The sequence below is a fragment of the Herbaspirillum sp. 1130 genome (genome assembly GCF_017833835.1).
Classification (GTDB): domain Bacteria; phylum Pseudomonadota; class Gammaproteobacteria; order Burkholderiales; family Burkholderiaceae_D; genus Herbaspirillum; species Herbaspirillum huttiense.
The window spans coordinates 519,932-546,716 of the sequence record NZ_JAFICQ010000003.1; the positions used below are offsets into that span (position 1 = coordinate 519,932).

A 26,785-nucleotide genomic window follows, 5' to 3' on the forward strand; every position below is an offset into this window, starting at 1 on the left:
TGACGTGGTGTGGGAGCTTCCCTCGTGGGGAGCGCACCCGGAAAAACATGGACTGCCGTTTCTTGCTGCCTTACTTGCGGGTGAAGCGCAGCACCAGGCGGTCGCCAAAGAACTGCAGCAACTGCACCAGCACTACCAAGATGGCCACCGTGACCACCATCACTTCGGTCTGGAAGCGCTGGTAGCCATAGCGAATGGCCAGGTCGCCCAGGCCGCCGCCACCGATCACGCCCGACATCGCGGCATACGACATCAGGGTGATCGCGGTGATGGTCACCGCCGCCAGCAGGCCCGGCAGGGCTTCGGGCAAGAGCGCGCCAAAAATGATCTGGCGACGCCGTGCCCCCATGGCGGTACAGGCTTCGAGAATGCCGCGGTCGATTTCGCGCAGCACGCTTTCTGTCAGGCGGGCAAAGAAGGGGGCCGTACCGATCACCAGCGGCGGAATGGCGCCGGTCACGCCCAGCGAGGTTCCGACCAGCCACAGCGTGAAGGGGATCAGCAGGATCAGCAAAATCAGGAAGGGTACCGAGCGCAGCACGTTGACCACCAGCGACAGCACCCAGTACAGCCCACGTTGTTCCAGCAACTGGCCGCGGTTGGTCAGGAACAGCAGGATGCCCAGCGGCAGTCCCAGCAAGACCGTGAAGAACAGCGAGCCGCCGGTCATGGCCAGGGTTTCCACGGTGGCGTCGCCGACCTCGCTCCAGTCGATGACCGACAGGTCGATCTGGCCCACCAGGGCAGACAGGGAAGACAGCGCGCTCATGCCAGCACCTCATGATCGATACCGGAATCGCGCAAGCGCGCCAGGACTTCTCCGACAGCCTCATCACCGCCCGAGAATTCCACCAGCAATTGTCCATAGGGCGTGTCCTTGATGCGCGAGACGGTGCCGCGCACGATGGTGGCCAGCGCGGTGGTTGCCGCCGTCAGTTGCGACAGGATGGGTTGTGCCGCCACTTCACCGGCATAGGTCAGACGCACCAGCGCGCCATCGGGGCGGCGCTGGTAGAGCGTGTCGCTGGCATCCCAGGCGTGGCTTTCGGCCAGCAGCGAACGCGTCACGGCGTGCTGCGGACGCAGGAAGATGTCGACCACGCGGCCCTGTTCGGCCAGCGCGCCCTGGTCCAGCACGGCGACACGGTCGCAGATGCTGCGGATGACTTCCATCTCGTGCGTGATCAGCACGATGGTCAGGCCGAGCTTGCGGTTGATATCCAGCAGCAGGCGCAGGATGGACTGGGTAGTCTCGGGATCCAGCGCCGAGGTCGCTTCGTCGCACAGCAGCAGGCGCGGCGAATTGGCCAGCGCGCGGGCGATGCCCACGCGCTGTTTCTGGCCACCGGACAATTGCGCCGGATACTGGTCGCGGTGCGCGTCCAGCCCCACCAGCTCCAGCAGTTCAGTCACGCGCGCGGCGCGCTGCTCGCGCGTATAGCGGCCGGCAATCTTGAGGGGCCAGTCGATGTTCTGTGCCACCGTCTTGGCATTGAGCAAATTGAAATGCTGGAAGATCATCCCCACGCGCTGGCGCAGGCCCAGCAGGGCTTCATGGCCCAGGCCGGTGATGTCTTCGCCGTCGATGATGACGCGCCCGCTGTCGGGGCGTTCGAGGACGTTGAGGGTGCGGATCAGGGTACTCTTGCCGGCGCCGGAGCGGCCGATGATGCCGAAGATCTCTCCCTGGGCGATATCCAGGTTGATGTCCTGCAGCGCGATGATGTCGCGCTGGCCGGCACGGTAAGTCTTGTGGAGTTGCTCGATGCGAATCACGTTGGTCAGTTCTAAGGAAACGGCCCCGAGTCTAACCGGGCGTGACCCACGTGAGAACTTATAAAAAGTTCTTAGCTTATGAGAGAAAAAGCTAGTTGAAACCTAACAAGCGGGAATGATGGAGACGGCGCGCATCTTGTCTGAAAACTAAGCTCGCCGCTCCATCCGTCTTAATGCGCCGCCAGCAGTTCCGCCTCGACCTCATGCGCCAGCACCTGCCGCACGGTGGCCACGACGTAATCGATCTCGGCCTCGGTCGTGCCGCGCCCCAGCGAAAAACGCACGGCATTGCGTGCCACGTCGGGCGAACGACCGATGGCCAGCAGCACGAAGGAGGGCGCCGCAGCCGCCGAATTACAGGCCGAACCGGCCGACACCGCGATGCCCAGCAACTGGCTGCCCAGCGTGCCGTAGCGTGTGGGCGGGAAGCTCACGTTGAGGTTGTGCGGCACGCGCGCCTCGGCGCTGCCATTCAACTGCACGCCCGGCAGGTCGGCCAGGCCGGACCAGAGGCGGTCACGCAGGGCGCGGATGCGGCGTCCTTCTTCTTCCAGCAAGTCACCGGCCAGTGCAAAGGCTTCGCCCATGCCCACGATCTGGTGCGTGGCCAGGGTACCGGAGCGCATGCCGTTCTCATGGCCGCCGCCGTCGATCTGGGCTTCCAGCTTCAGGGCCGGATTGTGGCGGACATACAGCGCGCCTACGCCCTTGGGGCCATAGACCTTGTGCGCCGAGAAGGACATCAGGTCCACCTTCAGCTGCTGCAGGTCGATGGCGATCTTGCCGGCTGCCTGTACCGCATCGACGTGAAAGACCACACCGTGCTCGGCACACACTTTACCCAGCTCGGCAATGGGCTGTATCACGCCGATCTCGTTGTTGACATACATCACCGAGGCCAGCAGCGTGTCCGGCCGCAACGCCGCACGGAACTGGGCCGGCGTGATGAGGCCATCGGCACCGGGCTGCAGGTAGGTGACCTCGAAGCCGGACTTTTCCAGCGTATGCATGGTGTCCAGCACGGCCTTGTGCTCGGTGGCCACCGTGATGAGGTGCTTGCCGCGCCCCTGGGCGCGCAGCGCGTGGGCACAGCCTTTCAGGGCCAGGTTGTTGGATTCGGTCGCGCCCGAGGTCCAGATGATTTCATCGGGACGGGCACCGACCAGGCCGGCCACCTGGGCACGCGCCTTGTCCACCGCGCGCCGCGCTTCCCAGCCAAAGGGATGGGAGCTGCTGGCCGCATTGCCGAATTTTTCGGTGAGGAAGTCGCACATGACACGCGCCACGTGCGGATCGACCGGCGTGGTAGCGCCGTAGTCCAAGTAGATGGGGAAGCGAAGATCGGCCGGCGGGCGACAGGGAGCAGGGGCGTTCATGACGGTGTTCCGGAGAGTCCAGAGGGTTCCAGTTGAGCAGGGTGGCCAGGGGCCTGGTCATACAGTAACGCCGCAGCCGTTATTTGGAAAACGACTTTGCGCTTATTTGTATATACGAAATTCGAAAATTGCCCGCAGGCATTCCATTTGGCCAGGCCGCAAGGCAGGAGGGCAGCGGGATTCCCGGTCACATGCCACCTCCTGCATTTGCTTATACAAAATTATTATACTGAAATAGAATACAAGCAAACCTATAATTCGAAAATCATATGCAAGGACCTTGATCAAGGAATGCGATTTCGATGGATCTGAATCAGCTGGAGGCATTTGCGGCCGTAATGACCCTGGGGAGCGTGACCGGTGCCGGCCGCAGCCTGGGCCGTTCGCAGCCCGCCGTCAGCAAGGCCATCGGCGAACTGGAGGCCGAGCTGGGCTACGCCCTGTTCGACCGCAACGGTCCGCGCGTCACGCCCACGGCCAAGGCCTTCCTGCTCTATGAGGAAGTGGAGCGCTCACTGGTGGGCCTGCGCAGCATCCGCGAACGGGCGCAGGAAATCGCCCGTGAAGAAGTCCATCCGGTCCATCTGGTCGCCACCCCCGCGCTGGCCTCCACCATCGCCCCGGCGGCCCTGCAATTGCTGGCCGCCGACAAGGAGCGCGCCTTCCCCGAACACGTCCACCTGCGCAGCGCGTCAGCCGAGCAGGTCGTGCATGCGGTCCTGCATCGTACCGTCAGCCTGGGGCTGACCTCGTTACCGGTGGCCCATCGCGGGCTGGACCTGCACTGGATCGGCGAAGCGCCTTGCGTGGCGGTAGTGCGCGCCGACCATCCGCTGGCGGGCAAGGACAAGCTCACCCGCGCCGCGCTGCGCGGCCAGCGCGTGATCACCATGTCCAACCGCTATCGCCTGCGCCAGCGCGTGGAACTGGCGCTGGGCGAGGACAGCCAGCTCGACGTCGCCATCGATACCAACACCTCCTTCAACGCCATCATGGCTGCCCGCGCCGGGCTGGGGGTGGCGCTGGTGGAACCGGCCACGGCCTACGGCATGCCCATCGAGGGCATGGTGGTCAAGCGCCTGGCGGTGGAGATTCCGTTTTACTTTGGCGTGGTCACGCCCTATGGCAAGCCGGTCGAGGGCGTCACGCAACGCCTGATCGATGCCGTGGAGATGGCCGCCCGCAGCACCTTGCAGGGCTTCGTCAAGCGCGATGCCAGCCTGCATGACGAATTGTTGTAAATGATTTCGCAGCACGCAGTACCGTAGTAAAACCCAAGCAAGCAGCGTCAACCGGGAAGGGCGTTGCATCACAAAACCCGAATCGAGACGATCGCTGGCCTGTGCCGGCGACGTCTCTTCATGCTTTTGACGAGGCGCTATGCACGACACCGAACCGACTCTGATCTCCGTTGCTCCCCCGCAAGGACTGGCCGCCCTGGAGGCGCGCGTACGCCAGGACCTGCAATGGCTGGCGCTGCCCGGCAAGTCCTGGACCCCGGCCACCCTGCGCGACGGCGTGCCGGTGATCGACGTGGCCATCATCGGTGGCGGCCAGGCCGGCATGGCCGCTTCGGTGGCGCTGTCGCACCTGGGCATTCCCAATGTGATCTATGACCAGTCGCCCAAGGACTTCGAAGGCCCCTGGGCCACCACTGCTCGCATGGAAACCCTGCGTTCCCCCAAGACCCTGACCGGCCCGGCGCTGGGCTTCCCGGCGCTGACCTTCCGCGCCTGGTTCGAGGCCCAGTTCGGGCTGGAGGCGTGGGAAGCGCTGGACAAGATCCCGCGCCTGCAATGGATGGATTACCTGCGCTGGTTCCGCCGCGTCATGCAGCTCGATATCCGCAACGAACACCGCGTGCTGGCCGTGCAGCCGCGCGCCGACGGCATCGTGGCGCTACAGCTGCAATCGCCTGCCGGTACCTCGACCGTGCTGGCGCGCCGCGTGGTGGTGGCCACCGGCCGCGATGGCCTGGGGGGCGCCAGCGTACCGCCGCTGGCCGCGCAGCTGCCGCGCGAACGCTGGGCGCATTCCTCGGACGTCTACGACTATGCCAGCCTGAAGGGCAAGCGCGTGGGCGTGGTTGGCGGTGGTTCGTCGGCCATGGACAGCGCCGCCACGGCGCTGGAAGAGGGCGCGGCGCGGGTCGACCTGCTGATCCGCCGCAAGGAACTGCCGCGCATCAACAAGGGCAAGGGCGCGGGCAATCCGGGCCTGGTCAACGGCCATCTGCATCTGCCCGATGCCTGGAAATGGCGCATCCGCCATTACGTCAACGTGCAGCAGGTGCCGCCGCCTTCGGGCAGCACCCGCCGCGTCTCGCGTTTTGCCAATGCCCGCTTCCTGCTGGGCACGGCGATTCAATCCGTTGAGGTCAAGCCGGATGGGGCGCTGCTGCTGCAGACCAACCGTGGTCCGCTGGAACTGGATTTCCTGTTCTTCTCCACCGGTTTCAAGATCGACTGGAGCCTGCGCAGCGAGTTCAAGGACATCGCCCCGCACGTCCTCAACTGGAGCGACCGTTACACCCCGCCTGCCGGTGAGGAAGACCAGGAGCTGGCCGACTCGCCCTACCTGGGTCCGGTGTTCGAGTTCCAGCAGAAGACGCCGGGCAGCCTGCCGGGGCTGGAGCGTGTGCACTGCTTCTGCTATCCGGCCGCTGCCAGCCATGGCACGGTCTCCGGCGACATCCCGGCCATCAGTGATGGAGCCTACCGCCTGGCGCAGGGCATTGCCGCGCTGATGTACAGCGAGGACATCGACTACCACTACCGCAACATCCAGGCCTATGAAGAACCGGAACTGGAAGGCGACGAGTGGACCGAATCCCCGTGGGAGCTGCCCGCATGAGTGGGGCCATCGCAAAGAGCGTGCTGCAGGCGCTGATGATGGTGCTGTTGATGACGGTGATCGTCTTCTTCGGCCTGCACATGATCGGCAACCCGGTCGATATTCTGATCGGCCAGGACGTGGACCAGGTGGACCGCCTGCGCATCATCAAGGAACTGGGACTGGACCAGCCGGTGTGGCGCCAGTACCTGGCCTTCCTCAATGGCGCGCTGCACGGCAACCTGGGCAACAGTTTCGTCTACAACACCCCGGCCATCCTGCTGATCTTCCAGCGCCTGCCGGCCACGCTGGAACTGGCCGTGGCCGCATTGCTGCTGGCCCTGGTCGTGGGCGTGCCGCTGGGGCTGTTCGCAGGCATGAAGCCGGATCATCCGTTCTCGCGCCTGGTGATGACCACCAGCATTTTCGGTTTCTCGCTCCCGACCTTCTGGATCGGCCTGATGCTGATCATGGCCTTCTCGGTCACGCTGGGCTGGCTGCCTTCGGGCGGACGCGGGCAGACCGCCGAACTGTTCGGCGTGCAATGGTCGTGGCTCACCGCCGATGGCTGGCGGCACATGATCCTTCCGGCCATCAATCTCTCGCTGTTCAAGATCTCGCTGGTGATTCGCCTCACCCGCGCCAATGTGCGTGAGGTACTGCCGATGGACTACGTGAAGTTTGCGCGTGCCAAGGGCTTGTCGCCGGCACGCGTGGTACTGATGTACGTGCTGCGCAATACGCTCATTCCGCTGGTCACCGTGGTCGGGCTGGAGTTCGGCTCCACCATTGCCTTTGCGGTCGTAACAGAAAGCATCTTTGCCTGGCCGGGCGCGGGCAAGCTGATCCTGGACAGCATCAATGCATTGGATCGTCCGGTCATCGTGGCTTACCTGATGGTGATCGTCTGCATGTTCGTCACCATCAACCTGGTGGTGGATGTGCTCTACAAATTGCTGGATCCGCGCGTGCGGGTGGAGGCCCGGGCATGAGCGCGCCGCAGACCGAAGTGACCATGACGCAAGAACAGGTGCGCGCCCGCGTAGCCGAACTGTCGGCCTTCCAGGCTCCGCGCCGCGAGTCTCCGTGGCGGCGCGTGATGCGCCACTTCGTGGCCTCGCGTTCGGCCATGCTGGGGCTGGTGATCGTGCTGCTGCTCATCGTCGCTGCCATTGCTGCACCCTGGATCACGCCGCAGAATCCCTATGACCTGATGCAGCTGGATGTGCTCGATGCGCGCCTGCATCCGGGTACGCCCAATGGCGCCGGCACCTTTACGTATTGGCTCGGCACCGATGGCCAGGGCCGCGACCTGGTCTCGGCCATTCTTTACGGCCTGCGCATCAGCGTGGGCATCGGTGTCGGCTCGGCCCTGATCGCGGGCGTGATCGGCACGCTCATCGGCTTGCTGGCCGCGTATGCGGGCGGCAAGGTCGATACGCTGCTCATGCGCTTTGCCGACCTGGTGCTGTCCTTCCCCTCGATCCTGGTGGCGATGCTGATCCTGGCATACGTGGGCAAGGGCATCTTCAACGTGATGGCCACGCTGGTGGTACTGGAGTGGGCGTATTACGCGCGCACTGCGCGCGGCCAGGCGCTGGTGGAACGGCGCAAGGAATACGTGGAAGCCGCAAGAGGCCTGAACCTGTCGTCCTGGCGCATCATGGTGCGCCACATCCTGCCCAACTGCCTGCCGCCGCTGATCGTCATCGGTACCCTGCAGGTGGCACGCGCCATCACCCTGGAAGCGACGCTGTCCTTCCTCGGCCTGGGTGTGCCGATTACCGAACCCTCGCTGGGCCTGCTCATCTCCAATGGTTACCAATACATGCTCTCGGGCGAATACTGGATCAGCTTCTATCCCGGCATCACGCTGCTGGTGGTGATCGTAGCCATCAACCTGGTCGGCGACCGCCTGCGCGACATCCTCAATCCACGGTGGCAGAAATGAGCGCGCTCACACTTGAAGTGCGCAACCTGCGCACGCATTTCTTCACGCCCGAAGGCGTGCTGCCGGCGGTCGATGACGTCTCGCTGTCGGTCGGCCGTGGCCGCATTCTGGGTCTCGTGGGCGAATCTGGATCGGGCAAGAGCGTGACCGGATTTTCCATCCTCGGCATGGTCGATGCGCCGGGCCGCATCGTCGGTGGCGAGATCCTGTTCCAGGGCCGCGACCTGGTCAGCATGGACAAGACCTCCTTGCGCGAACTGCAGGGCAACCGCATCGCCATGATCTTCCAGGACCCGATGATGACCCTGAACCCGGTCCTGAAGGTGGAAGCGCAGATGGTCGATGCCGTGCTGGCGCACAGCAAGCTCAGCCGCCAGCAGGCGCGCGAACTGGCGCGCGATACGCTGGGCATGATGGGGATCGCCAGTCCGGAAGAGCGGCTGCAGGCCTATCCGCATCAACTCTCGGGCGGCATGCGCCAGCGCGTGGCCATTGCCATCGCGATGCTGCACAAGCCCGACCTCATCATCGCCGATGAACCGACCACGGCACTGGATGTGACCATCCAGGCGCAGATCCTGTCGGAAGTGCAGAAGCTGGCGCGCCAGCATGGTACGGCGCTGATCTGGATCACGCACGATCTGTCGGTGGTGGCCGGACTGGCCGATGAAGTGGCGGTGATGTATGCCGGGCGCATCGTCGAGCAGGGCAGTGTGGATGCGGTGCTCGATGCGCCGCTGCACCCCTACACGCAAGGCCTGATCGGCAGCCTGCCCAGCAACAACCGGCGCGGTGCACGGCTGCGCCAGATTCCCGGGATGACGCCCAACTTGCTGCACTTGCCGCCGACCTGCGCCTTTGCTGCACGCTGCGAGCGCCTTTCCCAGCAGTGCCTGGTGGCCCCGGCGATCAGCGAACCGCTGCCGGCGCACCGGGTGCGCTGCTATCACCCGACCCCGAGCACACAGAGCAACGAGCACCATGGATAAGGCCGTCATTCCCCTGATCGAAACCCGTGCCGTCAGCCGTCGCTTCGGCGAGCGCCGCCAGGGCTGGCTGGAACGCCAGTTGCAGGCGCGCGGCTGGAGCCGCCCGCCGGCCGTCACCCATGCGCTGGACCAGGTGGACCTGAAGGTCTTGCCGGGTGAAGTGGTGGGGCTGGTCGGTGAATCCGGCTGCGGCAAGTCCACGCTGGGCCGGGTGGCCTGCGGCCTGCTCGATCCTTCCGATGGCCAGGTGCTGGTCAACGGCCGCGACCGCGCCAGCCTCAGCAGCAAGGAAGAAGCCGAGGCCCGGCTGCAGGTGCAAATGATTTTCCAGAATCCCTATGCCAGCCTGAATCCGCGTTTGCGCATTGATCAGATCGTGGGCGAAGCGGCGCAAGTGAACGGAAAGGTCGAGGGCGACCTCGATGCCTATGTCTGCCAGCAGTTGCTGCGCGCCGGTCTTGATCCGGCCCTGCGCGACCGTTATCCGCACCAGTTCTCCGGCGGCCAGCGCCAGCGCATCGGCATTGCGCGCGCGCTCGCGGTGCAGCCGCAGATGCTGGTGTGCGACGAGGCCGTGGCGGCGCTGGATGTGTCGATCCAGGCGCAGATCCTCAATCTCTTCATGGATCTGCGCGAGCAACTGGGCCTGACCTATCTTTTCATCAGCCATGACCTGGGCGTGGTGGAGCACGTGTCGGACCGCGTGGTCATCATGTACCTGGGCCGGGTGGTGGAGAGTGCGCCGGTGGGCGAATTGTTCGGCCAGCCCAATCACCCCTATACGCAGGCGCTGCTGGCCGAGGTGCCCCGCATGGGCGCGCGCAAGAAGGAATTCACCGCCATCAAGGGCGAGATCCCCAGTCCGCTGAACCCGCCGACCGGCTGCCACTTCAACCCGCGCTGCCCGCATGCCACGCAGCGCTGCCGTGAAGAGCAGCCCTTGTTGCGCGAGATCGCACCGGGGCACCTGAGTGCCTGCCATCTCAATGATGGCCGCTGAGATGATATGAAACGATAGAAACGACAGAAACGAAGAACCGAGCAGTCAAGAACTTGGCACCCCCGCAGTGCTTCCACCCTGACCACAGAGGAACCCGACCATGAAGAAAACTCTCCTGACCCGCCTGCTGGCCGTCGCCCTGACCGGTGCCGCGCTGGCTGCCGCTGCCGATGCCGCGCATGCGCAGAACCTCAACATCGCCTTTGCCGATCCGCTTTCGTCGCTGGATCCGCAACTGAACAACCACGCCGGCGACCGTTCGGTGGACCTGCATTTCTGGGACCTGCTGGTCCAGAACGATTACAACAAGCTGGTCCCCGGCCTGGCCGTGAGCTGGAAGAACATCGACCCCAAGACCTGGGAATTCAAGCTGCGCCCCAACGTCAAGTGGCAGGACGGCAAGCCCTTCACCGCTGACGATGTGATCTTCTCCTACCAGCGCGCCCGTGCCGTACCGGGCAGCGTGGCCACCTTCGCCGGCTACTTGCGCACGGTGGAATCGGTCACCGCCAAGGATCCGCTGACCCTGGTCATCAAGACCAACATCCCCAACCCGGACCTGCCGCTGAACCTGGCCTCGGTGCACATCGTCAGCAAGCACGTGGGCGAAAAGTCCACCACCGAGAACTACAACAGCGGTGCGGCCGTGGTCGGTACCGGTCCCTACAAGTTCGTCTCCTACACCCCGGGCGACCGCGTGGTGATGCAGCGTAACGATGACTACTGGAACGGCAAGGCCGTGTGGGAAAAGGTCAACTACCGCTACATCAACAATGGCGCGGCCCGTACTGCCGCACTGCTGTCGGGCGACGTCGACGTGATCGACAAGGTGTCGGTGTCCGACCTGGCCAAGCTGAAGCAGTCGCCCAACGTCAAGGTCTACCCCTACAACGGCCTGCGCGTGCTGCTGATCCAGCCGAGTTTCCATGAAGGCCCCAGCCCCTTCATCACCGACAACAACGGCAAGCAGTTGGAGAAGAATCCGCTGCTGGACGTGCGCGTGCGCCGCGCCATGTCGCTGGCCATCAACCGCAAGGCCCTGATCGACCGCATCCTGCAGGGTGCGGCCACCGAAGCCAACCAGTGGATGCCGGCCGATACCTTCGGCTACAACCCCGAGATCAAGAACATTCCCTTCGACGCTGCTCAAGCCAAGAAGCTGCTGGCCGAAGCCGGTTTTCCGGAAGGTTTCAAGCTGACCATCCACGTGCCCAACGATCGCTATCCGCAAGCACCGGAAACCCTGCAAGCCGTGGCGCAGTTCTGGACCCGCATCGGCATCAAGACCCAGGTCGAAGTGCTGCCGTGGGCCTCCTATTCCTCGCGTGCCAACAAGAACGAGTTCGCCGTCTCGGTGCTGGCGTGGGGTAATGGCACGGGTGAAGCCAGCTATGCGCTGGTCAACGTGCTGGGCACGGTCGATCCCAAGAAGGGCATCGGCGCCTCCAACTGGAACCACTACAGCAGCCCGGCCGTGGACAAGGCCCTGGCCGATTCGACCGCTGAATTCGATGCGGCCAAGCGCGAAGCCATCCTGCGCGGCGCTGCCAAGACCGTCTCGGATGACGTGGGCGTGATCCCGCTGTACCACTACCAGAACATCTGGGCTGCCAAGAAGGGCCTGAAGGTCACTCCGATCAGCAGCGACCGCACGACGGCCATGATGGTGACCCAGGACAAGAAGTAAGGACATGCCCAACTTCTCCATCGAGGTCAGCCCGGCTGACGACCTGATCGACGTACCCCGCCGCATCATCGTGCGGGGTGCGCATCCGGGCGAGCCGGTGCGGATCTCTTCCTCCACCCTGCGCAACGGCGCGGAGTGGCGCAGTACGGCGTGCTACATCGCCGATGCCTATGGCCACGTCGACGTGAGCATGAATCCGGCCATCGATGGCGATTACTACGGCATCGATCCCATGGGTTTGCTGTGGTCGCAGAAGCCGGTGCAAGCCGGCCGCCGCGACAACTTCCACGCCGATGTCATGGCACCGCTGGTGACTACGCTGACCGTTTCCTCACTGGACCAGCCGGGCCTGGCCCCGTGCGCGCCGGCCAGTACCGAACTGGTACAGCGGCTGGCCGCTGCCGGGGTGACCCGGCGCGAGGTGCGGGAAGAGGGGCTGGTCGGTACGCTGTTCCTGCCGGCCACGCCGGGACCGCATCCGGCGGTGATGATCCTCAATGGTTCCGGTGGCGGCATCAACGAACCGCGTGCGGCGCTGTTTGCCTCGCGCGGGGTGGCCGCGTTTGCGCTGGCGTATTTCAAGGCGCCGGGCCTGTCGGATTACATTTCCAATACACCGCTGGAGTATTTCGAGCGCGGACTGGACTGGCTGCGTGCCGAGGTAAAGCCGCTGCACGATTTCGTCGCCATCAGTGGCCAGTCGCGCGGTGGCGAGCTGGTGCTGCTGCTGGGGGCGACCTTTCCGCAGAAGGTGTCGGCGGTGCTGGCCTATGTGCCCAGTGCGCTGGTACACAGCGGCCAGAATGCGGCCGATCCTGCCGTGGGCCGCGAAGGCCCGACCTGGCTGCTGCGCGGCCAGCCCTTGCCGCATCAATGGCAGGACAACCGCAGCGCCAGCTGGGTACCGTTTGACGAAGGCCCGGCACCGCATCGCCATGAACTGGCCATGCTGACTGCCTTGCAGGACGAGGAAGCGGTGGCGCGCGCCCGTATTCCGGTGGAGAAGATCGCCGGACCGGTGCTGTTGCTGTCGGCCACCGATGACGGCTCCTGGCCTTCCAGCCTGTATTGCGCGATGGTCAAGGACAAGCTGGCGGAAGTGTCGCACCCGTGGCCGGTGGTATGGCGCAACTATGCGCATGCCGGCCATTCGATCCTGTTCCCCTTCGTCCCGACCACGCAGACCACGTATGCGCATCCGGTGTCGGGGCGCATCAGTACCGGTGGCGGCGAACCCGCCGCCAATGCCCGCGCCGATCTCGACGCCTGGCAGCAGGCGCAGCACTTCCTGCGCGACGCGCTGGCCAGGCATTCATCCACAAAGGAAAACGCATGAGTACCCCCGTCTACGACATCAGCAAGGATGTCATCGACCAGCTGGCCGGCCTGGCCGCTGGCAGCCCCCTGCACGGCCTGCGCCATCAGCGCGACAAGGTGGCCGTGGCTTCGCAGGGCAGCTATGACACGCTGTTCGACCCGGCCCTGGAAGGCATCGGCCTGGATGAGCGCCTGCTGGTGGCGCTCTACGCTTGCCGCCTGGCTGGCGCATCCGATCTGGCCGCGCATTACCGCGCGCGTGCAGAAGCGGTACCGGCCGATGCTGCGCAACTGGCGGCGGCTGACAGCGGTGAGCCCGAGCAATTACCGGAGGGTCGTCTGCGCGCCATGCTGGTCTTCACGCGCGCGCTGACGCAGCGCCCGGTGGAAGGCGACAAGGCTGCGATCGAAAAGCTGCCGGCCGCGGGCATCAGCACGCCGGCGGTGGTGGCACTGTCGCAGCTGATCGCTTTCGTGTCCTATCAATTGCGCGTGGTCGCGGGTCTGAAGGCCATGCGTGCTGCGGCGGTCCAACAAGGAGAATCGGCATGAGCGAGATCATCAAGGCCAACGGTTTTACCAATGAGTCCCTGGAATGGGATGCCTGGCTGGACGTGATCCAGCTGGACGCGGCCAGCGAAGACCAGGTCAAGGTGCTGGAAGAAAGCCATCCCAAGGCCAAGACGTCGGACTACTACCTGTTCCTGGCGCACCAGCCCGATATCCTGCGCCAGCGTTCGGCGGCCTTCAACGCCATCATGTATGCGCCGGGTGGGCTCTCGCGTGCGGAGCGCGAATTGGGTTCGCTGGTGGTTTCGCGCATCAATGGCTGCGTGTATTGCGCTTCCGTTCATGCGCAGCGTTTCGAGCAGCTGGCCAAGCGTAACGATACGGTGCGCCAGGTGTTCGATACGCCTTACGGTGCCGGTGTGGATGCGCGCGAGCAGGCCATTGCCAAGTTCTCGGCCGAGCTGACCGAGACGCCGGGCGAGATCGGGGCGGCGCAGATCAAGGCCCTCTATGACGTGGGCTTGAGTGAACTGGAAGTGCTGGACCTGATTCACTCGGTGGCCATCTTTGCCTGGGCCAATCGCTTGATGCTCAATCTGGGCGAGCCGGTGTTTGCCGATGGCAGCCAGGCTGAGGCCAAGTAAATTATTTCCATGAGGAGACAGTGATGCACATTCCGGATCATCTGGTCTATGCCGAGACCCATGAGTGGGTCAAGCTTGAAGACGATGGCACGCTGACCATCGGTATTACCGATTTCGGCCAGGAGCAGTTGGGGCCGCTGGTGTATGTCGATATGCCGGCCGTGGGCAAGGTGTTGGCGAAGGGGGCCGAGTCGGGCATCGTCGAATCCAACAAGACGGCGTCGGATTTGCATGCGCCCGTTGATGGCGAGGTCATCGCCATCAACTCGCTGCTGGTAGAGTCGCCTGACGCCATCAATGGTGAGCCGTATGAGCAATGGATCTTCAAGCTCAAGCCGGCCGCGCCATTTTCGGCGGAGGGTTTTCTTGATGCGGCGGGTTACATCAAGCTGATTTCCTGAGGCGCTTTTTGCGTTCAGGAAGCCGATGCGGCGGCGCGGATATCGAAGGCGCCGCCGGTTTGGGCACGGTCACGCAAGGTGACCGCGTTCTTGCCCAGCAGGGGGAAGACCAGTTCGGCAAAGCGTATCGCTTCTTCCAGGTGCGGGTAGCCGGAGAGGACGAAGGTGTCCACGCCCAGGTCCGCATATTCCTGCAGGCGTTCGGCGACGGTGGCCGCATCGCCAACCAGCGAGGTGCCGGCACCGCCGCGCACCAGTCCCACGCCGGCCCACAGGTTGGGGGCGATTTCCAGTTTGTCGCGGCGGCCGCCGTGCAGGGCGGCCATTCTTTGTTGTCCTACTGAATCCATCTTGGCGTAGTTCTGCTGGGCGCGGGCAATGTCTTCGTCGGTGAGTTTGCTGATGAGGCGTTCGGCGTCGGCCCAGGCTTCGGCCGTGGTTTCGCGCACGATGGCATGCAGACGCACGCCGAATCTGACGGTGCGGCCTTGCTTGGCGGCGCGTTCGCGTACGTCTTCGATCTTCTGTTTGACGGCGGCGGGTGGCTCGCCCCAGGTCAGGTAGGCGTCCACATGCTTGGCGGCGAGGTCGTGCGCAGCAGGGGAGGAGCCGCCGAAATACAGTGGGGGGTAGGGCTGCTGTATCGCCGGATGGAACAGCTGGCCGTTGCGGATGCGGAAGTGCTTGCCTTCGTAGTTGACGGTCTCGCCCTGCAGCAGCTTGCGCCAGATGGTGAGGTATTCGTCAGCAGCTTCGTAGCGTTCGTCGTGCTTAAGGAAGACGCCGTCGGCTTCCAGTTCCGTGGCATCTCCTCCGGGCACCACGTTGAGCAGGAGGCGGCCGTTCAGGGCCTGGTCCAGCGTCGCTGCCTGTCTCGCCGACGGGCCCGGGCCGCCCAGAGACGTCCTCAGTGCCACCAGCAGCTTGATGCGCTGAGTCACCGGGACCAGGCTGGCCGCCACTACCCATGGGTCCAGGCAGGACGCTCCCGTCGGGATCAGCAATCCATCGTATCCCAGCGCTTCACTGGTCACCGCTATCTGGCGCATGTAGTCCAGCGTGGGGGCTCGGCCGAAATCGGATTTGCCCAGGTAACGTGTGTCGCCCGACGTAGGGAGAAACCAGAAGAGTTCTAATGACATGCCAGAGTTTCCTTTTGCATTTTTCGCTTTGGCGTTATTAGAGCGCTCTGTTCTCTTTGTGGCTAAGAATGTTTTCTTCTTTGCTTAGTTGGTTTTTGGTTTTGTTTTCTTGGCTGGGTGCTTTTCTGGTTTTTTTGTATGGGGTAGTCTGCACGGAAATCTTTCCTGCGCTCTAGCTTAATTCTTATCTTTCTCCGGTCGGAAGGACGCGCCGGGAGCGGCCCGGCAGCCGCTCACTTTTCTTGTCTCGCCAAGAAAAGTAAGCAAAAGAAGGCGACCCCAAAGAGCCAGCCCTCCTTCGGAGGGTCCCCGCCGCAGCAGAGCGAAAAGTGGGAAGGATAGAGTCGCTTCGCTCCCACTATCCTTCTGATCCACTTTTCGCTCCGCTGCGGCGGCTGGCTCTATGGGGACAACACCCCCACGGGCTCGCCTTCGGCCTCGCCGCGTCTCCAACTCGTCTTCGGCTTTGGGTTGGCTCGCCTGCGGCATCGACCTTTTGTTCGTTTCCACTCCCGCTCTGGTTTTTGGGTTTTTCCTTTTTTGTTCTTTTTTTTTGTTTCTTTGTTTCTTTGTCTTTTTGTTTTTTTGGTTTTTGTTTAAATAATTTCCGTCCGTTCGTCCTGAGTAGTCGCGCAGCGACGTATCGAAGGCTAAAGAACGCCAAGGCAAAGCCGGAGGCGAGTAGGAGGGGGTGCGAGGCCGAAGGCGAGCCGTCTCAGTCGTCCGCATCTGCGCCGCCGCTTCAGTACCCAATAAAACGGATCAGAAAAATAACCGGAGCGAAGCGACTTTATTTTTCCCGTTTTATTGGGTACTGAAGCGGGGACCCTCCGAAGGAGGGCGGCGGAGTTGCGGTCGCCTTCTTTTGCTTACTTTTCTTGGCGAGACAAGAAAAGTGAGCGGCTGCCGGGCCGCTCCCGGCGCGTTCTTCCGACCGGAGAGGGAAAATAATTAAGCTAGAGCGCAGGACAGAATTCCGTGCAGACTACGCCAAACCTAACAACCAGAAAAGCACCCAGCCAAGACAGGACAAAACAAGACAACACAAAACCAAATCAACCACCGATCAAACCCCGCGATATTCCCCAAGCCATTTGGCAAACAATTGCGCCTCAGCTCCTGCCTGCAAGCTGATCCCGAGGTAGTAGGGTGCGAGGTTCAAGCGCAGATCAGGAAAGGGGCAAACCAGCCGCCCCGAGCGCAGATCGTTATCCGCAAGTGATACAGGCGACAAGGCCACCCCCAGCCCATCCATGACCGCCTGCAGTACAAAATGCACGTGATCGAAATGCAGCATTGCCTGGGAACGTGAGCGTTTCAGGCCGGCCAGCTTGCGCCAGTCCTCCCAGTCATTGCGCCGACTGCGCGACACCAGCACCGTATGCCGCGCCAACTGCGACACGTCCTCCAGCGGCATGGATTGCAGCAGCGCAGGAGAAGCCACCAGCACCAGCTCATCCTCCATGAACCGCTGCACCTTCAGGGTCTCAGGCCAATTGGTCTCTCCCCGCCGGATCGCGATATCAAACGAAGAGCCCGCCTTGCCCACGGTCGCCGTACTGGTCACCACCTGGGGCGCAATCCCCGGATACCGCTCCACGAAATCGGACAGATGCGGAATCAGCCAGCGCACCGCAAAGGAAGGCCGCACATTGATGACCACCGTGCGCGTAGGCGCATCCCGCATCACCCGCCGCGCCGCATTGGCGAGAATATCGAGCGCCGGACTGGCCTCCTCGAAGAACTGCCGCCCACGCTCGGTCAGCAACACCTGCCGCGTACGCCGCTCGAACAAGGGCATGCCCAGATAGTCTTCCAGGTTCTTGATCTGGCGACTGACCGCGCCATGTGTGACATTGAGCTCCTGCGCCGCAAGCGTGAAACTCTGGTGACGGGCCGCTGCCAGAAAGGCGCGGATGGCATTGAGCGGAAGAGTGAGATCGGCCATGCGTCAAATATTATCACGCATGCCCGGAATTAATATCGTTTGTCAGCCCACCCCACGCGGCGCATCATCGGCCTCCATGACCACGCCAGACCACCGCCAGGCCGATATCGATTCGCGCCACGCCGCCATGTCGCTCTCGGCCGCCTTGCCCTGCGATATCGTCCTCTACCTGCTGCTCCCCATGTACGCCGCCCAGTTCCACGTCAGCCTCGCCGAGGCCGGCGTGCTGCTCGCGGCCAACCGGCTGGTGCGCATCGCCGGCTATCGCTGGGTCGCCAGCTTCTACGCACAACGCGGCGATCGCCCCACCTGCACCCTGGCTGTCTGCGCCGCCATCCTCTGCGCCCTCGGCTATACGGTCGCCAGCGGCTTCTGGGCCCTGCTGCCACTGCGCCTGCTGTGGGGTATGGCCTTCGCCGGACTCAACCTCTCCACCCAGGCCATGTCCACCGCCAACCCCCAAGGCGCAGCCCGCCGCTCCGGCCGCTCGCGCGGCGTCATCGCCATCGGTCCCATGCTCTGGCTGCCTGCCGCCGCACTGCTGGCCCCCCACATCGGGCCGCGCATGGTGTTCGCCCTGGTGGCGGCCACCGCACTGCTGGGCCTGCTGGCCGCACGCCGCCTGCCTCAGCACGCCTACGCACCGCCCCAGCCACGCCGCTGGAAACTGCCCAATGCCCTGGACTGGTGGTCCTTCCTCGAAGGACTCACCCTGGATGGCCTCTTCATCGTCGGCCTGGCCTACATGAGCAAGCAATCCTTCGGCGCTGATGGCGAACTGGTCGCGGGGGTATTGATGGCGCTGCGCTACGCGGGGGAAATCGTCCTGAGCCCTCTGGGCGGATGGCTGGCCGAGCGCTTCGGTGCGGTCAAGGTACTGGTGACGCTGTCACTGGCCACCTGCGTGGCGCTGGTCGGTTTCGGCGGGGGATTGCTGTGGCTGTTCGCCGGGCTGATCGTGATCCTGCGCGCCCTGCAACTGCCGCTGCTGGCCCCCATCGTCGCAGCCCGCACGCCACCGGCGCAGCGTGTGCATGCGCTGGCTGGACGTGCGATCTGGCGCGATATCGGCGCAGGCATGGGGCCGATGCTGGCCGGCCTGCTGCTGCCGGTGATGTCATCCCTGTGGCTCTACAGCCTCGCGGCCTCGGCCCTGGCGCTGGCAGCCATCGCCTGCGGACGCCAGCCGGTACCCGTGCCGCCAGCGTCCCTCTCCGGTCAGCCCTGAGCAGGGCGGGGCGCGCTTTATGCGGTGAACAGATATCGATCTGCCCATTGCTTCGTTCACAGCAGCACGCAGCTTGACTAGCATGGCCCTGATCCCTTCCTTGCCGGACTCAGGAGCCTCCATGAACGATCACCACATCTACCAGGAACTCGGCCACTTCGCGACTGAACCGCTGCTGCCCGCCGAAGGCCGTGCCATCGGCGCTGCCTTCGTCATTGGCCTGTCCGTGCTGGGTGCGCTGTACCTCCTGCAACACTGGCTGGGCGCAGCTGGTTGAACGAGCGGCTGGTCAGGGCTGGCGGCAGTCGCTCAGCATCTCCGCCTGCGAGATGTTGCTGCCCGCCGGCACGCTGTGCGTGAGCCACACGTTGCCGCCAATGACCGACCCTCGCCCGATGGTGATGCGGCCCAGCAGCGTCGCGCCCGCATAGACCACCACGTCATCCTCGACGATGGGATGGCGTGCAATCCCCTTGACCAATGAACCGTCCGGCTCCTGCGGAAAACGCTTGGCACCCAGCGTCACGGCCTGGTACAGGCGTACGTTGCGGCCAATGATGGTGGTCTCGCCGATCACCACCCCGGTGCCGTGATCGATGAAGAAACTCGGCCCGATCTGCGCCGCCGGATGGATGTCGATGCCGGTGGCCGAATGCGCGATGTCGGCAATCAGCCGCGCCAGCAGCGGTGCTCCCAGCTGATGCAAGGCGTGCGCCAGACGATGATAGATGATCGCCGTGGTGCCCGGATAACACAGCAAAATCTCCGAAATGCTCGACGCCGCCGGGTCGCCGTGATACGCCGCCTGGATGTCGCTGACCAGGATATCGCGCACGCCCGGCAACTGGTGCGCGAAGTCGCGCGTGATGGCCGTGGCACGTTCCCGCAGCAGACCATCCTCTTCCACATCGCTGCTGAAATACAGACTGCGCCGCACCTGCTCGCGCAGAATGGACAACGCAGCATTCAACTGGCTTCCAACGAAATAATCGATGGTCTCATCGGATAAATCGGTGTGCCCGTAATGCGTGGGGAACAAGGCGGCCTGCAGATGCTGCAACAGCTTCTGCATGGCTTCCCGCGAGGGGAGTTCGCGGATCTCGCCGCGGTAGCGGATCTTGTTGGTGACTTCGCGCGAGGTACGCAGGCCGGCGACCACGGCGGACAAGCCCAGGCCTGCAGACTCAACCGAGTCAGACAATGCGTTCAGTTCGGGGATGTAATCAGGTTCCATGCCCGCATGCTATCAAAAATGCGCGCGGGGTGCCGGACAGGGCAGGGAAGCCATCGAAGAGAAAAACCAGGCGGGGAAACACGGGAAGAGAGATTCGCGGTGCCCAGTTCTATCTGAAAAGTGGCACCGCTGTTGAATCTGCTCTGGTCATGGACTTTACCCGCGAATTAAGGTTCCTGCAAAGTATCATTGCGCATATCCTCATGCGCATTTGATCTGCCGCAAATCCGCACCACGCTTGCCTGGCCAGCCGACGCCGTGAGACTTGATGAATATCTCACGACATGATGCATTTATATCATTCAGGAAAATCCTGACGCAAAAGCGCGTCACCTCAGGAAGCTCCCGATATTGGGTGGAACAACAAAAACTTAAAGTCTCGTCATACCAGCTGCAGCAAGAAGTCCGAGCGAGGGGCGAGGACCAGGCAGCCAAACCAGGAGAGACTCGATGTTCCACGCCAAGAAAAACCGCTTCGTTGCCGCCACCGTCGCCGCTGTCGTGCTGGCCTCCAGCGCACCGGCCTCGTTTGCCGCCACCGCAAGCGGTACGCTGACCATCAGCGCTTCGGTCGTGGCCTCCTGCACCGTGGTCGGTTCGGCCATCGCCTTCGGCGCCTACAGCCAGAGCCTGGTGAACCAGTCCGGCACCATCACCGTCCTGTGCACCAACGGTACTGCCTACAACGTCGGTCTTGACGCCGGTACTGGAACCGGTTCCACCGTCAGCAGCCGCAAGATGAGCGCGGCCGGCGGCGGTACCCTGAACTACGCGCTGTACCGCGATTCGGCCCGCAGCAACAACTGGGGCTCGACCATCGGCACCGACACCGTCACCGGGACCGGCTCCGGCCTGACCCAGACGCTGACCGTCTACGGCCAGATTCCTGCCGCCCAGACCCCGTTGGCGGGCGCTTATTCGGACACCGTGACCGTCACGCTGACCTACTGATGTTGCGCCACATGCGGCAGCAGGCCAGATTCCCTGCGCCCATCGTGGCTTTTAGGGCCTGTTCACATTCAATCTGTGAGTGCGAGAGGTCGCCAAGCGTTGTCTGCCTAGGCGCGGCGACGCGCCGTGGTGGTGCCACGGCAAGGAGCTGCAACAACGGCAGGCGACGCTTGGCGGCCTCTCCCGGAGGGTTGCCTCCAGAAGGCGCGCTGGCCGCGTTGCACGTCAGGGCTGGTGGCACCACCACCAGCCCTGACGCGCGCCTTGCCAGCCCGCCTTCTGGGGGCAACGCATCTCACAGATTGGATGTGAACAGGCCCTAGTACCTCGATTACCGGGAAGCCCTGAGGGGGGCTTACTTTTGGGCGTACTTCCGCAAGGAGGTGCGCCCTTTTTTTGTTTGTGATGCAATACGGGCTCGATCCGACAGATCCAACAAGGGAGGCCTTTCCATGCGCGCACCGCGGTTTTCATCGTTCCACCTTGCGCTTCTTTCTCTGCTGTCCAGTCTGCTGCTGTCCGCCGCAGCGGCCCGTGCGCAAGTCCCGGTGCAGGTGCCGGCCGCCGTCCCGGTGCCGGCCAGTACTGCTGTCCCTTCGCCGGTGGCCAGCGACATCACCCGCAGTTGCGCGGCGGGCAGCGGCTGCGTGCTGACCTGCCTGAACATGGCGGCCGAAACGGTCATGACCGAGACCGCCACGCGTGCGGTCCGCATCATCTCGCTGGCCAACGGCAACAGCGAATTCCGCATGGACAACGGCAATGCCGGTATCAACGTGATCCTGGTCTCGCATGACAACCTGATGTGCAAGCTCAGCGGTGGCGTCTGAGCTGCAGTCAGACGAGGCTTCAGCTTCCCAGCAATTTTTCCCGTACTGATTCTTCCTCGGCATGGCTGGCACTGGCACGTGCCAGATCTGACAAGGACAGCACGCCGACCAGCTGTCGGCGTTCCGGTCCATTCACCACCGGCAGGCGCGCCACCCCTTGTCGCGCCATCGCTCCGGCAGCCGCGCGCGCACTCAGATGGGGCAGCAGGTAGCCGGCCTCGGCTTGCATCAGGGTGCCGCAGCCTGCGGCCGGATCGGCGGCCTGCAGGCGGCTCAGCGCAACCATGCCGAGCAGGCGGCCATGCGCCGTCACCGGATAGTAGCGATGCACACGCTCTGCCGCGCGGCACCGCGCCAGCGCTTCACCGGCCGGCAGCGCCGCTTCCAGCGCCTGCGGGGCGGACATCAGGTCTTCCACATGCACCCGTTCCAGCGGATCGACACCATATTCGCGATGCACATGCAGGCCGCGCCGTGCGATCTTCTCGGTCATGATGGAGCGCTTCATCGACAACACGTTGACGCCATAGGCAACGGCCGTGGTGGCAATCAGCGGTAGCAGCGCATTGCCCGCGTGGGTCAGGCCGAAGGCGAAGACGATGGCCGTCAGCGGCGCACCGAGCACGCTGCCCAGCACACCGGCCATGCAGACCAGCGGCCATAGTCCCGGCGAGCCGCCCGGCAGCCACGGTGCGAGCACCAGGCCCAGACCGGCCCCCATCATCAGCAGCGGTGCCAGCACCCCGCCCGAGGTCCCCGACCCCAGCGCCAGCAGCCAGATTACCGCCTTCACCAGCAGCAGCGCCAGGGTCGCCGACACCAGCATGTGCTGGTTCAGCAGGTCGGCGATGACGTCGTAGCCCACGCCCAATGCGCGTGGTTGCAACAACCCGCCGAGCCCGACGGCGATGCCGCCCAGCGCCGGCCACCACATCCAGTGCAGCGGCAAGCGATGGAAGCCGTCCTCAATGCGATACAGGGCCAGCGTCAGCAGCGCCGCCAGCACACCGCTGGCCAGGCCGGCGGCGAGGCAGGACAACAGGGCGATCGGCGCGGCCGGTGCCACTTCCAGCGGAAACAGCACGCCACCTTCCATCAGCCACGGCCGCAGGAAGCCTGCGATGGCGCAGGCCAGCGCGACCGGCAGCAGACTGCGCGGGCGCAGTTCGAACAGCAGCAGTTCCACCGCCAGCAGCAGAGCGGCCAGGGGCGTGCCGAAGATGGCCGTCATGCCGGCACAGGCTCCCGCGACCAGCAGGGTCTTGCGCTCGGCCGCAGTCAGGTGCAGCCACTGCGCCAGCAGGGAGCCGAGCGAGCCGCCGGTCATGATGATCGGCCCTTCGGCACCGAACGGACCGCCGCTGCCGATGACGATGCCCGATGACAGCGGTTTCAGCAACGCGACCTTGGGCGACATGCGGCTCTTGCCGAAGAGGATGGCCTCGATCGCTTCCGGAATGCCGTGGCCCCGGATCTTGTCGCTGCCGTAGCGCGCCATGAGTCCGACGGTGAGACCACCGATCACCGGCAGCAGGGCCGCCATCCAGCCCAGTGTATGCGCGGCAGGCGAACTGGCCTCGAAGGACAGGCGCTGGAAGTAGAACAGGTTGGTGAAGAGCGCAATGAGCTTGAGCAGCAGCCAGGCCGCGCCCGTGGACAGCGCGCCGATGGCCGCCCCGATGGCGCATAGCAGGGGCAGCCGCCGGTCGGCGGTGTAGTCGCGTTTGTGTTTCATTGAATGGCGAATTTGAGAGGTAGTGGTGACGACCTCATCGTGGAGAAGAAGTCGCATGGATAAATGGATAGGGAATAAATATATCACAACGTGATATAAAATATTCGACCAGGAAGAGGCCGGGTGTTGCATGCACGGCGCGACTTATCCGCTTTTCTTCTATGCACAGGAGGAATGATTCGTTCGCAGCATGAGGAGGGCTCGCTACCCTGTGAGCCAGGAAATATCGACCTCAACCATGAATGATGGAGTCCCCATGCCGCAGTACGAAGACAAACGCCAACGCGCCCTCGCCACCGTGGAATTGAACAGCAAGCGCCGCCGCCTCATCGGTGCCGGACTGGCCCTGGGTGCGGCCGGTGCGGCTGCGGCGTTCAGTCCGCGCCTGGCACACGCGGCCACGCGCCAGTTGCGTGTGGGTTATCAGAAAGGGGCGCTGAGCATCATTCGCGCCCATGGCACGCTGGAGCAGCGGCTGGCATCGCTGGGGGCGACCGTGAAGTGGGTGGAATTCAGTGCCGGCCCGGTGCAGCTGGAAGCGCTGGGGGCGGGCTCGATCGATTTCGGCGACGTCGGCGAAGCGCCGCCCATCTTTTCGCAGGCGGCCGGCACGCCGCTGGTCTACGTGGGCGCGACGGTGCCGCGTCCTTATGTGGAAGCAATCCTGGTCAAGGATGACAGCCTGCAGAAACCGGCGCAGCTCAAGGGCAAGCGCATCGCCCTGAACAAGGGTTCCAACGTGCATTACTTCCTGGTCAAGCTGCTGGAAAAGCATGGCCTGCAATACGGCGACGTGACCCCGGTCTGGCTGGCACCGGCCGATGCGCGCGCTGCGTTTGAACGCGGCTCGGTCGATGCCTGGGCGATCTGGGAGCCCTATCTGGCGGCCGCCCAGCAGACCCTGAAGGCGCGCATCCTGGCCGACGCCGACGGGGTGGTCAAGAATCGTGCCTATTATTTTTCGACCCGTGATTATGCGCGGGACAATGCCGACCTCATCCGCATCGCGCTGGAAGAGCTGGCCAAGGTAGATGAGTTCGCCAAGACGCGCCCCGATGACTACGCCAGCGAACTGGCCGGCATCCTGGGGCTGCCCAAGGGCGTTCTGGACGTGGTGGTGCGCCGCTACAACTACGGTACGCTGCCGATCACGCACGCCATTCTCGACGAGCAGCAGCAGATCGCCGATACCTTCCTCGATCTCAAGCTGATCCCGAAGAAGATCAACCTGCGCGAGACGGCACCACCCTGGCTGGCGTAAACCATCCGCGCACGGTTCGTCACACCATGAACAAGGCCGCCGCAGGAAAACCCTGCGGCGGCCTTGTCGTTCTCGCGTAGCGGTTGATCAGGCCTTGAACTGCAAGGCGTTGGTCAGGTCGCCCATGGGCTGCTGGCCGCGCGCGATCATGGCGTCGTCACGTTCCTTGAGGCCATTGAGCTTTTCCAGGCCGAAGGTGCGGGTGATGAGGCGCAGGATGGAGGCGGTGTCATAGACGGTGTGATCTACCGTCCCCTTGCGGGCGAAGGGCGAGATCACCAGCGCGGGCACGCGCGTGCCCGGCCCCCAGCGGTCGCCCTTGGGCGGGGCCACGTGATCCCACCAGCCGCCGTTCTCATCGAAGGTGATTACCACCACCATGTTCTTCCACTGCGGGCTGGCCTGCAGGCTCTTGACGATGTGGGCGATGTGGCGGTCACCCGAGGCGATGTCGGCGTAACCGGCGTGCAGGTTGAGGTTGCCCTGCGGCTTGTAGAAGGTCACCGGCGGCAGGCGGCCCGCCTCGACATCGGCCAGGAAGCGGTTGGTGCGCGACTCGTCGCCCAGGCCGCCATCCCGCAGGCGCTTGTTGCGCTCGGCCGGATTTTCCGGACCCAGGTTCTTGAAGTAGTTGAAGGGCTGGTGGTGATACTGGAAATTGGGAATCTTGGGGATGCCCTTGGAATCCTTGAACTCATCCAGCGTGGCCTGCCATGCACCCGCATACCAGGCCCAGTCGATGCCCTTCTTGTTGAGCTTGTCGCCGATGTGTTCATGCGTCTGCGGCACCAGCACGCTGGGCTGGTTGGGTTCGGCGTAGGCCGGATTGTTGCGGTCGCGGCTCCAGGTCGGCCAGTACGGCGGGGCCATGGTGTTGACGGCGTAGCCGTCCGGCGTCAGTGCGCTGGGGCCGAACTTCGGCGGACCTTGCAGGGCGCTGGCCGGGCTGCCTTCGGCCGGCACCAGTTCCGGCGAGAGCGGATCATTGTTTTTGGTCTTGGCCACTTGCGTGCGTGAGACCGAGCTCATCACGTTCGGATAGTAGGGCGCAGTGGCGCAGATCAGGTACTGGTGGTTCAGGAAGGAGCCGCCGAAGGCCCCTTGGAAGAAGTTGTCGCACAGCACGAATTCGCGCGCCACGTCCCACAGGCGCAGGTTGTAGCGGGTGTCCGCATAGTGGCCCATGGTCAGGCCACCGGAATCGGCCCAGGCCACGAAGCCATCGTTCTTGCCGCCGTTGATCTGCATCTGGTTCTGGTAGAACACGTGCCACAGGTCGCGCGTGACCAGGCTCAGCGGCAGCGCTTCGCCTTGCGGGCCCTTGAGCGCATAGGGTGCATTGGGCAAGCTGGTCTGGTATTGCTTGCCGCCGGCATAGTTGACGCCTTCCACGCTCTGGTCCTGGATCAGCACGCCGTTCCAGGCGGGCGGCAATTCCTTGAGCAGGCTGCCGTCGCGGTCACGCTGCTGGTAGTCCGAGGGCTTGAGCGAAGAGAGCGGCTTTTCCAGGCCGGGGAAATCGGCGAAGAGATTGTTGAAGCTGCGGTTCTCGGCGTAGATCACCACGATGGTCTTGACGTTCTCGCGCAGGGCGCGGTCCAGCGCGGCGGACTCGGCCGGGTTGCCGCTGGGGTAGGGCACCGGTCCCTGGCCTTCGGTGGCGCAGGCGGCCAGGGTGGTGCCGGCACCGAGGGCCGCCATGCTGCCCAGGAAGCGGCGGCGGCCGGGTTGTTGCGGGATAGGGGGCGTTTCGCTGGACGCAGGCTGGCTGCCGGCGATGTCGTCGTCGTGCTTGCTCATGGATGAATTTCCTGTCGGATATTGTTGTGGGGTTTGGCGCGTTGCGGGGGCAGCATAGCGCGACCGTATGACAAGGATGTGTCTTTTCCATCATGCTGGCAATCAAGAAAGTGACAAAACCGGCACCAAGAGACAGTGAAAGTTTGAGTAAAAGAAACGCTAGGATGGTGCTC

General features: G+C 63.9%; 24 protein-coding genes. 16 read left to right on the top strand and 8 right to left on the bottom strand.

Annotation, left to right across the window (positions count from 1 at the left end):
• Positions 1-70: 70 nt before the first annotated feature.
• From JOD78_RS15920 to JOD78_RS15930, 3 genes are all read right to left on the bottom strand, one after another.
• Positions 71-769, bottom strand: coding sequence for a methionine ABC transporter permease (locus JOD78_RS15920; protein ID WP_121038704.1), 699 nt, complete (start codon positions 767-769; stop codon positions 71-73).
• Positions 766-1,776, bottom strand: coding sequence for an ATP-binding cassette domain-containing protein (locus JOD78_RS15925; protein WP_209568495.1), 1,011 nt, complete (start codon positions 1,774-1,776; stop codon positions 766-768). Before JOD78_RS15925 ends, JOD78_RS15920 begins: the two co-directional genes overlap by 4 nt.
• A gap of 170 nt (positions 1,777-1,946) precedes the next feature.
• Complete coding sequence (locus tag JOD78_RS15930) at positions 1,947-3,152, bottom strand: aminotransferase class V-fold PLP-dependent enzyme (protein ID WP_209568493.1); 1,206 nt, start codon at positions 3,150-3,152, stop codon at positions 1,947-1,949.
• 302 nt (positions 3,153-3,454) lie between these two features.
• On the opposite strand from JOD78_RS15930, the gene JOD78_RS15935 reads away from it, so the two are divergent.
• The 11 genes from JOD78_RS15935 (at position 3,455) to gcvH (ending at position 14,483) form a co-directional block, all read left to right on the top strand.
• A complete protein-coding gene (locus JOD78_RS15935; RefSeq protein ID WP_134134896.1) occupies positions 3,455-4,393 on the top strand; it encodes a LysR family transcriptional regulator in 939 nt (312 codons plus the stop codon).
• A gap of 139 nt (positions 4,394-4,532) precedes the next feature.
• A complete protein-coding gene (locus JOD78_RS15940; protein WP_209568491.1) occupies positions 4,533-6,005 on the top strand; it encodes an NAD(P)/FAD-dependent oxidoreductase in 1,473 nt (490 codons plus the stop codon).
• The gene (locus tag JOD78_RS15945) at positions 6,002-6,976 is read left to right on the top strand and encodes an ABC transporter permease (protein ID WP_209568489.1); all 975 of its coding nucleotides are present in this window, start codon (positions 6,002-6,004) and stop codon (positions 6,974-6,976) included. The genes JOD78_RS15940 and JOD78_RS15945 overlap by 4 nt, the downstream gene beginning before the upstream one ends.
• Positions 6,973-7,935 carry an ABC transporter permease gene (locus JOD78_RS15950; protein ID WP_209568488.1) on the top strand — a complete coding sequence of 321 codons (963 nt, stop codon included), beginning with the start codon at positions 6,973-6,975 and terminating at the stop codon, positions 7,933-7,935. Before JOD78_RS15945 ends, JOD78_RS15950 begins: the two co-directional genes overlap by 4 nt.
• Positions 7,932-8,924, top strand: a complete 993-nt coding sequence (locus tag JOD78_RS15955; protein ID WP_209533412.1) for an ABC transporter ATP-binding protein — start codon at positions 7,932-7,934, stop codon at positions 8,922-8,924. The genes JOD78_RS15950 and JOD78_RS15955 overlap by 4 nt, the downstream gene beginning before the upstream one ends.
• Entirely contained in the window at positions 8,917-9,924 is a 1,008-nt protein-coding gene (locus JOD78_RS15960) for an oligopeptide/dipeptide ABC transporter ATP-binding protein (protein ID WP_121038725.1), read from the top strand. Before JOD78_RS15955 ends, JOD78_RS15960 begins: the two co-directional genes overlap by 8 nt.
• A gap of 100 nt (positions 9,925-10,024) precedes the next feature.
• Positions 10,025-11,611 (top strand): ABC transporter substrate-binding protein, encoded by a 1,587-nt coding sequence (locus JOD78_RS15965; RefSeq protein WP_121038728.1) that lies wholly within the window; start codon positions 10,025-10,027, stop codon positions 11,609-11,611.
• A gap of 4 nt (positions 11,612-11,615) precedes the next feature.
• Positions 11,616-12,947, top strand: coding sequence for an acyl-CoA thioesterase/bile acid-CoA:amino acid N-acyltransferase family protein (locus JOD78_RS15970; RefSeq protein ID WP_121038731.1), 1,332 nt, complete (start codon positions 11,616-11,618; stop codon positions 12,945-12,947).
• Positions 12,944-13,480 carry a CMD domain protein gene (locus tag JOD78_RS15975; protein WP_121038734.1) on the top strand — a complete coding sequence of 179 codons (537 nt, stop codon included), beginning with the start codon at positions 12,944-12,946 and terminating at the stop codon, positions 13,478-13,480. Before JOD78_RS15970 ends, JOD78_RS15975 begins: the two co-directional genes overlap by 4 nt.
• Positions 13,477-14,082: a peroxidase-related enzyme gene (locus JOD78_RS15980; RefSeq protein ID WP_121038737.1), complete on the top strand. Its 606-nt coding sequence runs from the start codon at positions 13,477-13,479 to the stop codon at positions 14,080-14,082. The genes JOD78_RS15975 and JOD78_RS15980 overlap by 4 nt, the downstream gene beginning before the upstream one ends.
• Positions 14,083-14,105: 23 nt before the next feature.
• Positions 14,106-14,483 carry a glycine cleavage system protein GcvH gene (gene gcvH / locus JOD78_RS15985; protein ID WP_121038740.1) on the top strand — a complete coding sequence of 126 codons (378 nt, stop codon included), beginning with the start codon at positions 14,106-14,108 and terminating at the stop codon, positions 14,481-14,483.
• A 14-nt stretch (positions 14,484-14,497) separates the two neighbouring features.
• Here gcvH and ssuD read toward each other — a convergent pair whose 3' ends face one another.
• A complete protein-coding gene (gene ssuD / locus JOD78_RS15990; protein ID WP_039787651.1) occupies positions 14,498-15,625 on the bottom strand; it encodes an FMNH2-dependent alkanesulfonate monooxygenase in 1,128 nt (375 codons plus the stop codon).
• Positions 15,626-16,691: 1,066 nt separating this feature from the next.
• Positions 16,692-17,573, bottom strand: a complete 882-nt coding sequence (gene gcvA, locus JOD78_RS15995; RefSeq protein ID WP_209568486.1) for a transcriptional regulator GcvA — start codon at positions 17,571-17,573, stop codon at positions 16,692-16,694.
• Positions 17,574-17,649: 76 nt separating this feature from the next.
• Between gcvA and JOD78_RS16000 the strand changes: the two genes are divergently transcribed.
• Both JOD78_RS16000 and JOD78_RS16005 read left to right on the top strand, forming a co-directional pair.
• On the top strand, positions 17,650-18,801 hold the full coding sequence (locus JOD78_RS16000; protein WP_134134911.1) for an MFS transporter: 1,152 nt from the start codon (positions 17,650-17,652) through the stop codon (positions 18,799-18,801).
• A 121-nt stretch (positions 18,802-18,922) separates the two neighbouring features.
• The gene (locus tag JOD78_RS16005; protein ID WP_166675536.1) at positions 18,923-19,078 is read left to right on the top strand and encodes a hypothetical protein; all 156 of its coding nucleotides are present in this window, start codon (positions 18,923-18,925) and stop codon (positions 19,076-19,078) included.
• Positions 19,079-19,090: 12 nt separating this feature from the next.
• Here JOD78_RS16005 and epsC read toward each other — a convergent pair whose 3' ends face one another.
• A complete protein-coding gene (epsC, locus tag JOD78_RS16010; protein WP_121038749.1) occupies positions 19,091-20,035 on the bottom strand; it encodes a serine O-acetyltransferase EpsC in 945 nt (314 codons plus the stop codon).
• 450 nt (positions 20,036-20,485) lie between these two features.
• Between epsC and JOD78_RS16015 the strand changes: the two genes are divergently transcribed.
• Entirely contained in the window at positions 20,486-20,986 is a 501-nt protein-coding gene (locus JOD78_RS16015; protein ID WP_204725213.1) for a spore coat U domain-containing protein, read from the top strand.
• A gap of 452 nt (positions 20,987-21,438) precedes the next feature.
• A complete protein-coding gene (locus JOD78_RS16020) occupies positions 21,439-21,816 on the top strand; it encodes a hypothetical protein (RefSeq protein ID WP_209568484.1) in 378 nt (125 codons plus the stop codon).
• A 19-nt stretch (positions 21,817-21,835) separates the two neighbouring features.
• Here the strand turns inward: JOD78_RS16020 and JOD78_RS16025 are convergent, their stop codons facing one another.
• Positions 21,836-23,551 (bottom strand): chloride channel protein, encoded by a 1,716-nt coding sequence (locus JOD78_RS16025; RefSeq protein WP_209568482.1) that lies wholly within the window; start codon positions 23,549-23,551, stop codon positions 21,836-21,838.
• Positions 23,552-23,807: 256 nt separating this feature from the next.
• Here JOD78_RS16025 and JOD78_RS16030 point away from each other — a divergent pair, with 256 nt between their 5' ends.
• Positions 23,808-24,812: a sulfonate ABC transporter substrate-binding protein gene (locus JOD78_RS16030; protein WP_121038761.1), complete on the top strand. Its 1,005-nt coding sequence runs from the start codon at positions 23,808-23,810 to the stop codon at positions 24,810-24,812.
• A gap of 87 nt (positions 24,813-24,899) precedes the next feature.
• Here the strand turns inward: JOD78_RS16030 and JOD78_RS16035 are convergent, their stop codons facing one another.
• Positions 24,900-26,612, bottom strand: a complete 1,713-nt coding sequence (locus JOD78_RS16035; protein WP_121038764.1) for an acid phosphatase — start codon at positions 26,610-26,612, stop codon at positions 24,900-24,902.
• Positions 26,613-26,785 lie beyond the last annotated feature (173 nt).

Coding starts and splice junctions, on each gene's coding strand:
- JOD78_RS15940 (WP_209568491.1), top strand. CDS start 4,533: ATGCACGACACCGAACCGACTCTGATCTCCGTTGCTCCCCCGCAAGGA.
- JOD78_RS15920 (WP_121038704.1), bottom strand. CDS start 769: ATGAGCGCGCTGTCTTCCCTGTCTGCCCTGGTGGGCCAGATCGACCTG.
- JOD78_RS16030 (WP_121038761.1), top strand. CDS start 23,808: ATGCCGCAGTACGAAGACAAACGCCAACGCGCCCTCGCCACCGTGGAA.
- JOD78_RS15950 (WP_209568488.1), top strand. CDS start 6,973: ATGAGCGCGCCGCAGACCGAAGTGACCATGACGCAAGAACAGGTGCGC.
- JOD78_RS16005 (WP_166675536.1), top strand. CDS start 18,923: ATGAACGATCACCACATCTACCAGGAACTCGGCCACTTCGCGACTGAA.
- JOD78_RS15930 (WP_209568493.1), bottom strand. CDS start 3,152: ATGAACGCCCCTGCTCCCTGTCGCCCGCCGGCCGATCTTCGCTTCCCC.
- gcvH (WP_121038740.1), top strand. CDS start 14,106: ATGCACATTCCGGATCATCTGGTCTATGCCGAGACCCATGAGTGGGTC.
- JOD78_RS15935 (WP_134134896.1), top strand. CDS start 3,455: ATGGATCTGAATCAGCTGGAGGCATTTGCGGCCGTAATGACCCTGGGG.
- JOD78_RS16025 (WP_209568482.1), bottom strand. CDS start 23,551: ATGAAACACAAACGCGACTACACCGCCGACCGGCGGCTGCCCCTGCTA.
- epsC (WP_121038749.1), bottom strand. CDS start 20,035: ATGGAACCTGATTACATCCCCGAACTGAACGCATTGTCTGACTCGGTT.
- JOD78_RS15960 (WP_121038725.1), top strand. CDS start 8,917: ATGGATAAGGCCGTCATTCCCCTGATCGAAACCCGTGCCGTCAGCCGT.
- JOD78_RS15965 (WP_121038728.1), top strand. CDS start 10,025: ATGAAGAAAACTCTCCTGACCCGCCTGCTGGCCGTCGCCCTGACCGGT.
- JOD78_RS16035 (WP_121038764.1), bottom strand. CDS start 26,612: ATGAGCAAGCACGACGACGACATCGCCGGCAGCCAGCCTGCGTCCAGC.
- ssuD (WP_039787651.1), bottom strand. CDS start 15,625: ATGTCATTAGAACTCTTCTGGTTTCTCCCTACGTCGGGCGACACACGT.
- JOD78_RS15970 (WP_121038731.1), top strand. CDS start 11,616: ATGCCCAACTTCTCCATCGAGGTCAGCCCGGCTGACGACCTGATCGAC.
- gcvA (WP_209568486.1), bottom strand. CDS start 17,573: ATGGCCGATCTCACTCTTCCGCTCAATGCCATCCGCGCCTTTCTGGCA.
- JOD78_RS16020 (WP_209568484.1), top strand. CDS start 21,439: ATGCGCGCACCGCGGTTTTCATCGTTCCACCTTGCGCTTCTTTCTCTG.
- JOD78_RS15975 (WP_121038734.1), top strand. CDS start 12,944: ATGAGTACCCCCGTCTACGACATCAGCAAGGATGTCATCGACCAGCTG.
- JOD78_RS15980 (WP_121038737.1), top strand. CDS start 13,477: ATGAGCGAGATCATCAAGGCCAACGGTTTTACCAATGAGTCCCTGGAA.
- JOD78_RS15945 (WP_209568489.1), top strand. CDS start 6,002: ATGAGTGGGGCCATCGCAAAGAGCGTGCTGCAGGCGCTGATGATGGTG.
- JOD78_RS15955 (WP_209533412.1), top strand. CDS start 7,932: ATGAGCGCGCTCACACTTGAAGTGCGCAACCTGCGCACGCATTTCTTC.
- JOD78_RS16000 (WP_134134911.1), top strand. CDS start 17,650: ATGACCACGCCAGACCACCGCCAGGCCGATATCGATTCGCGCCACGCC.
- JOD78_RS16015 (WP_204725213.1), top strand. CDS start 20,486: ATGTTCCACGCCAAGAAAAACCGCTTCGTTGCCGCCACCGTCGCCGCT.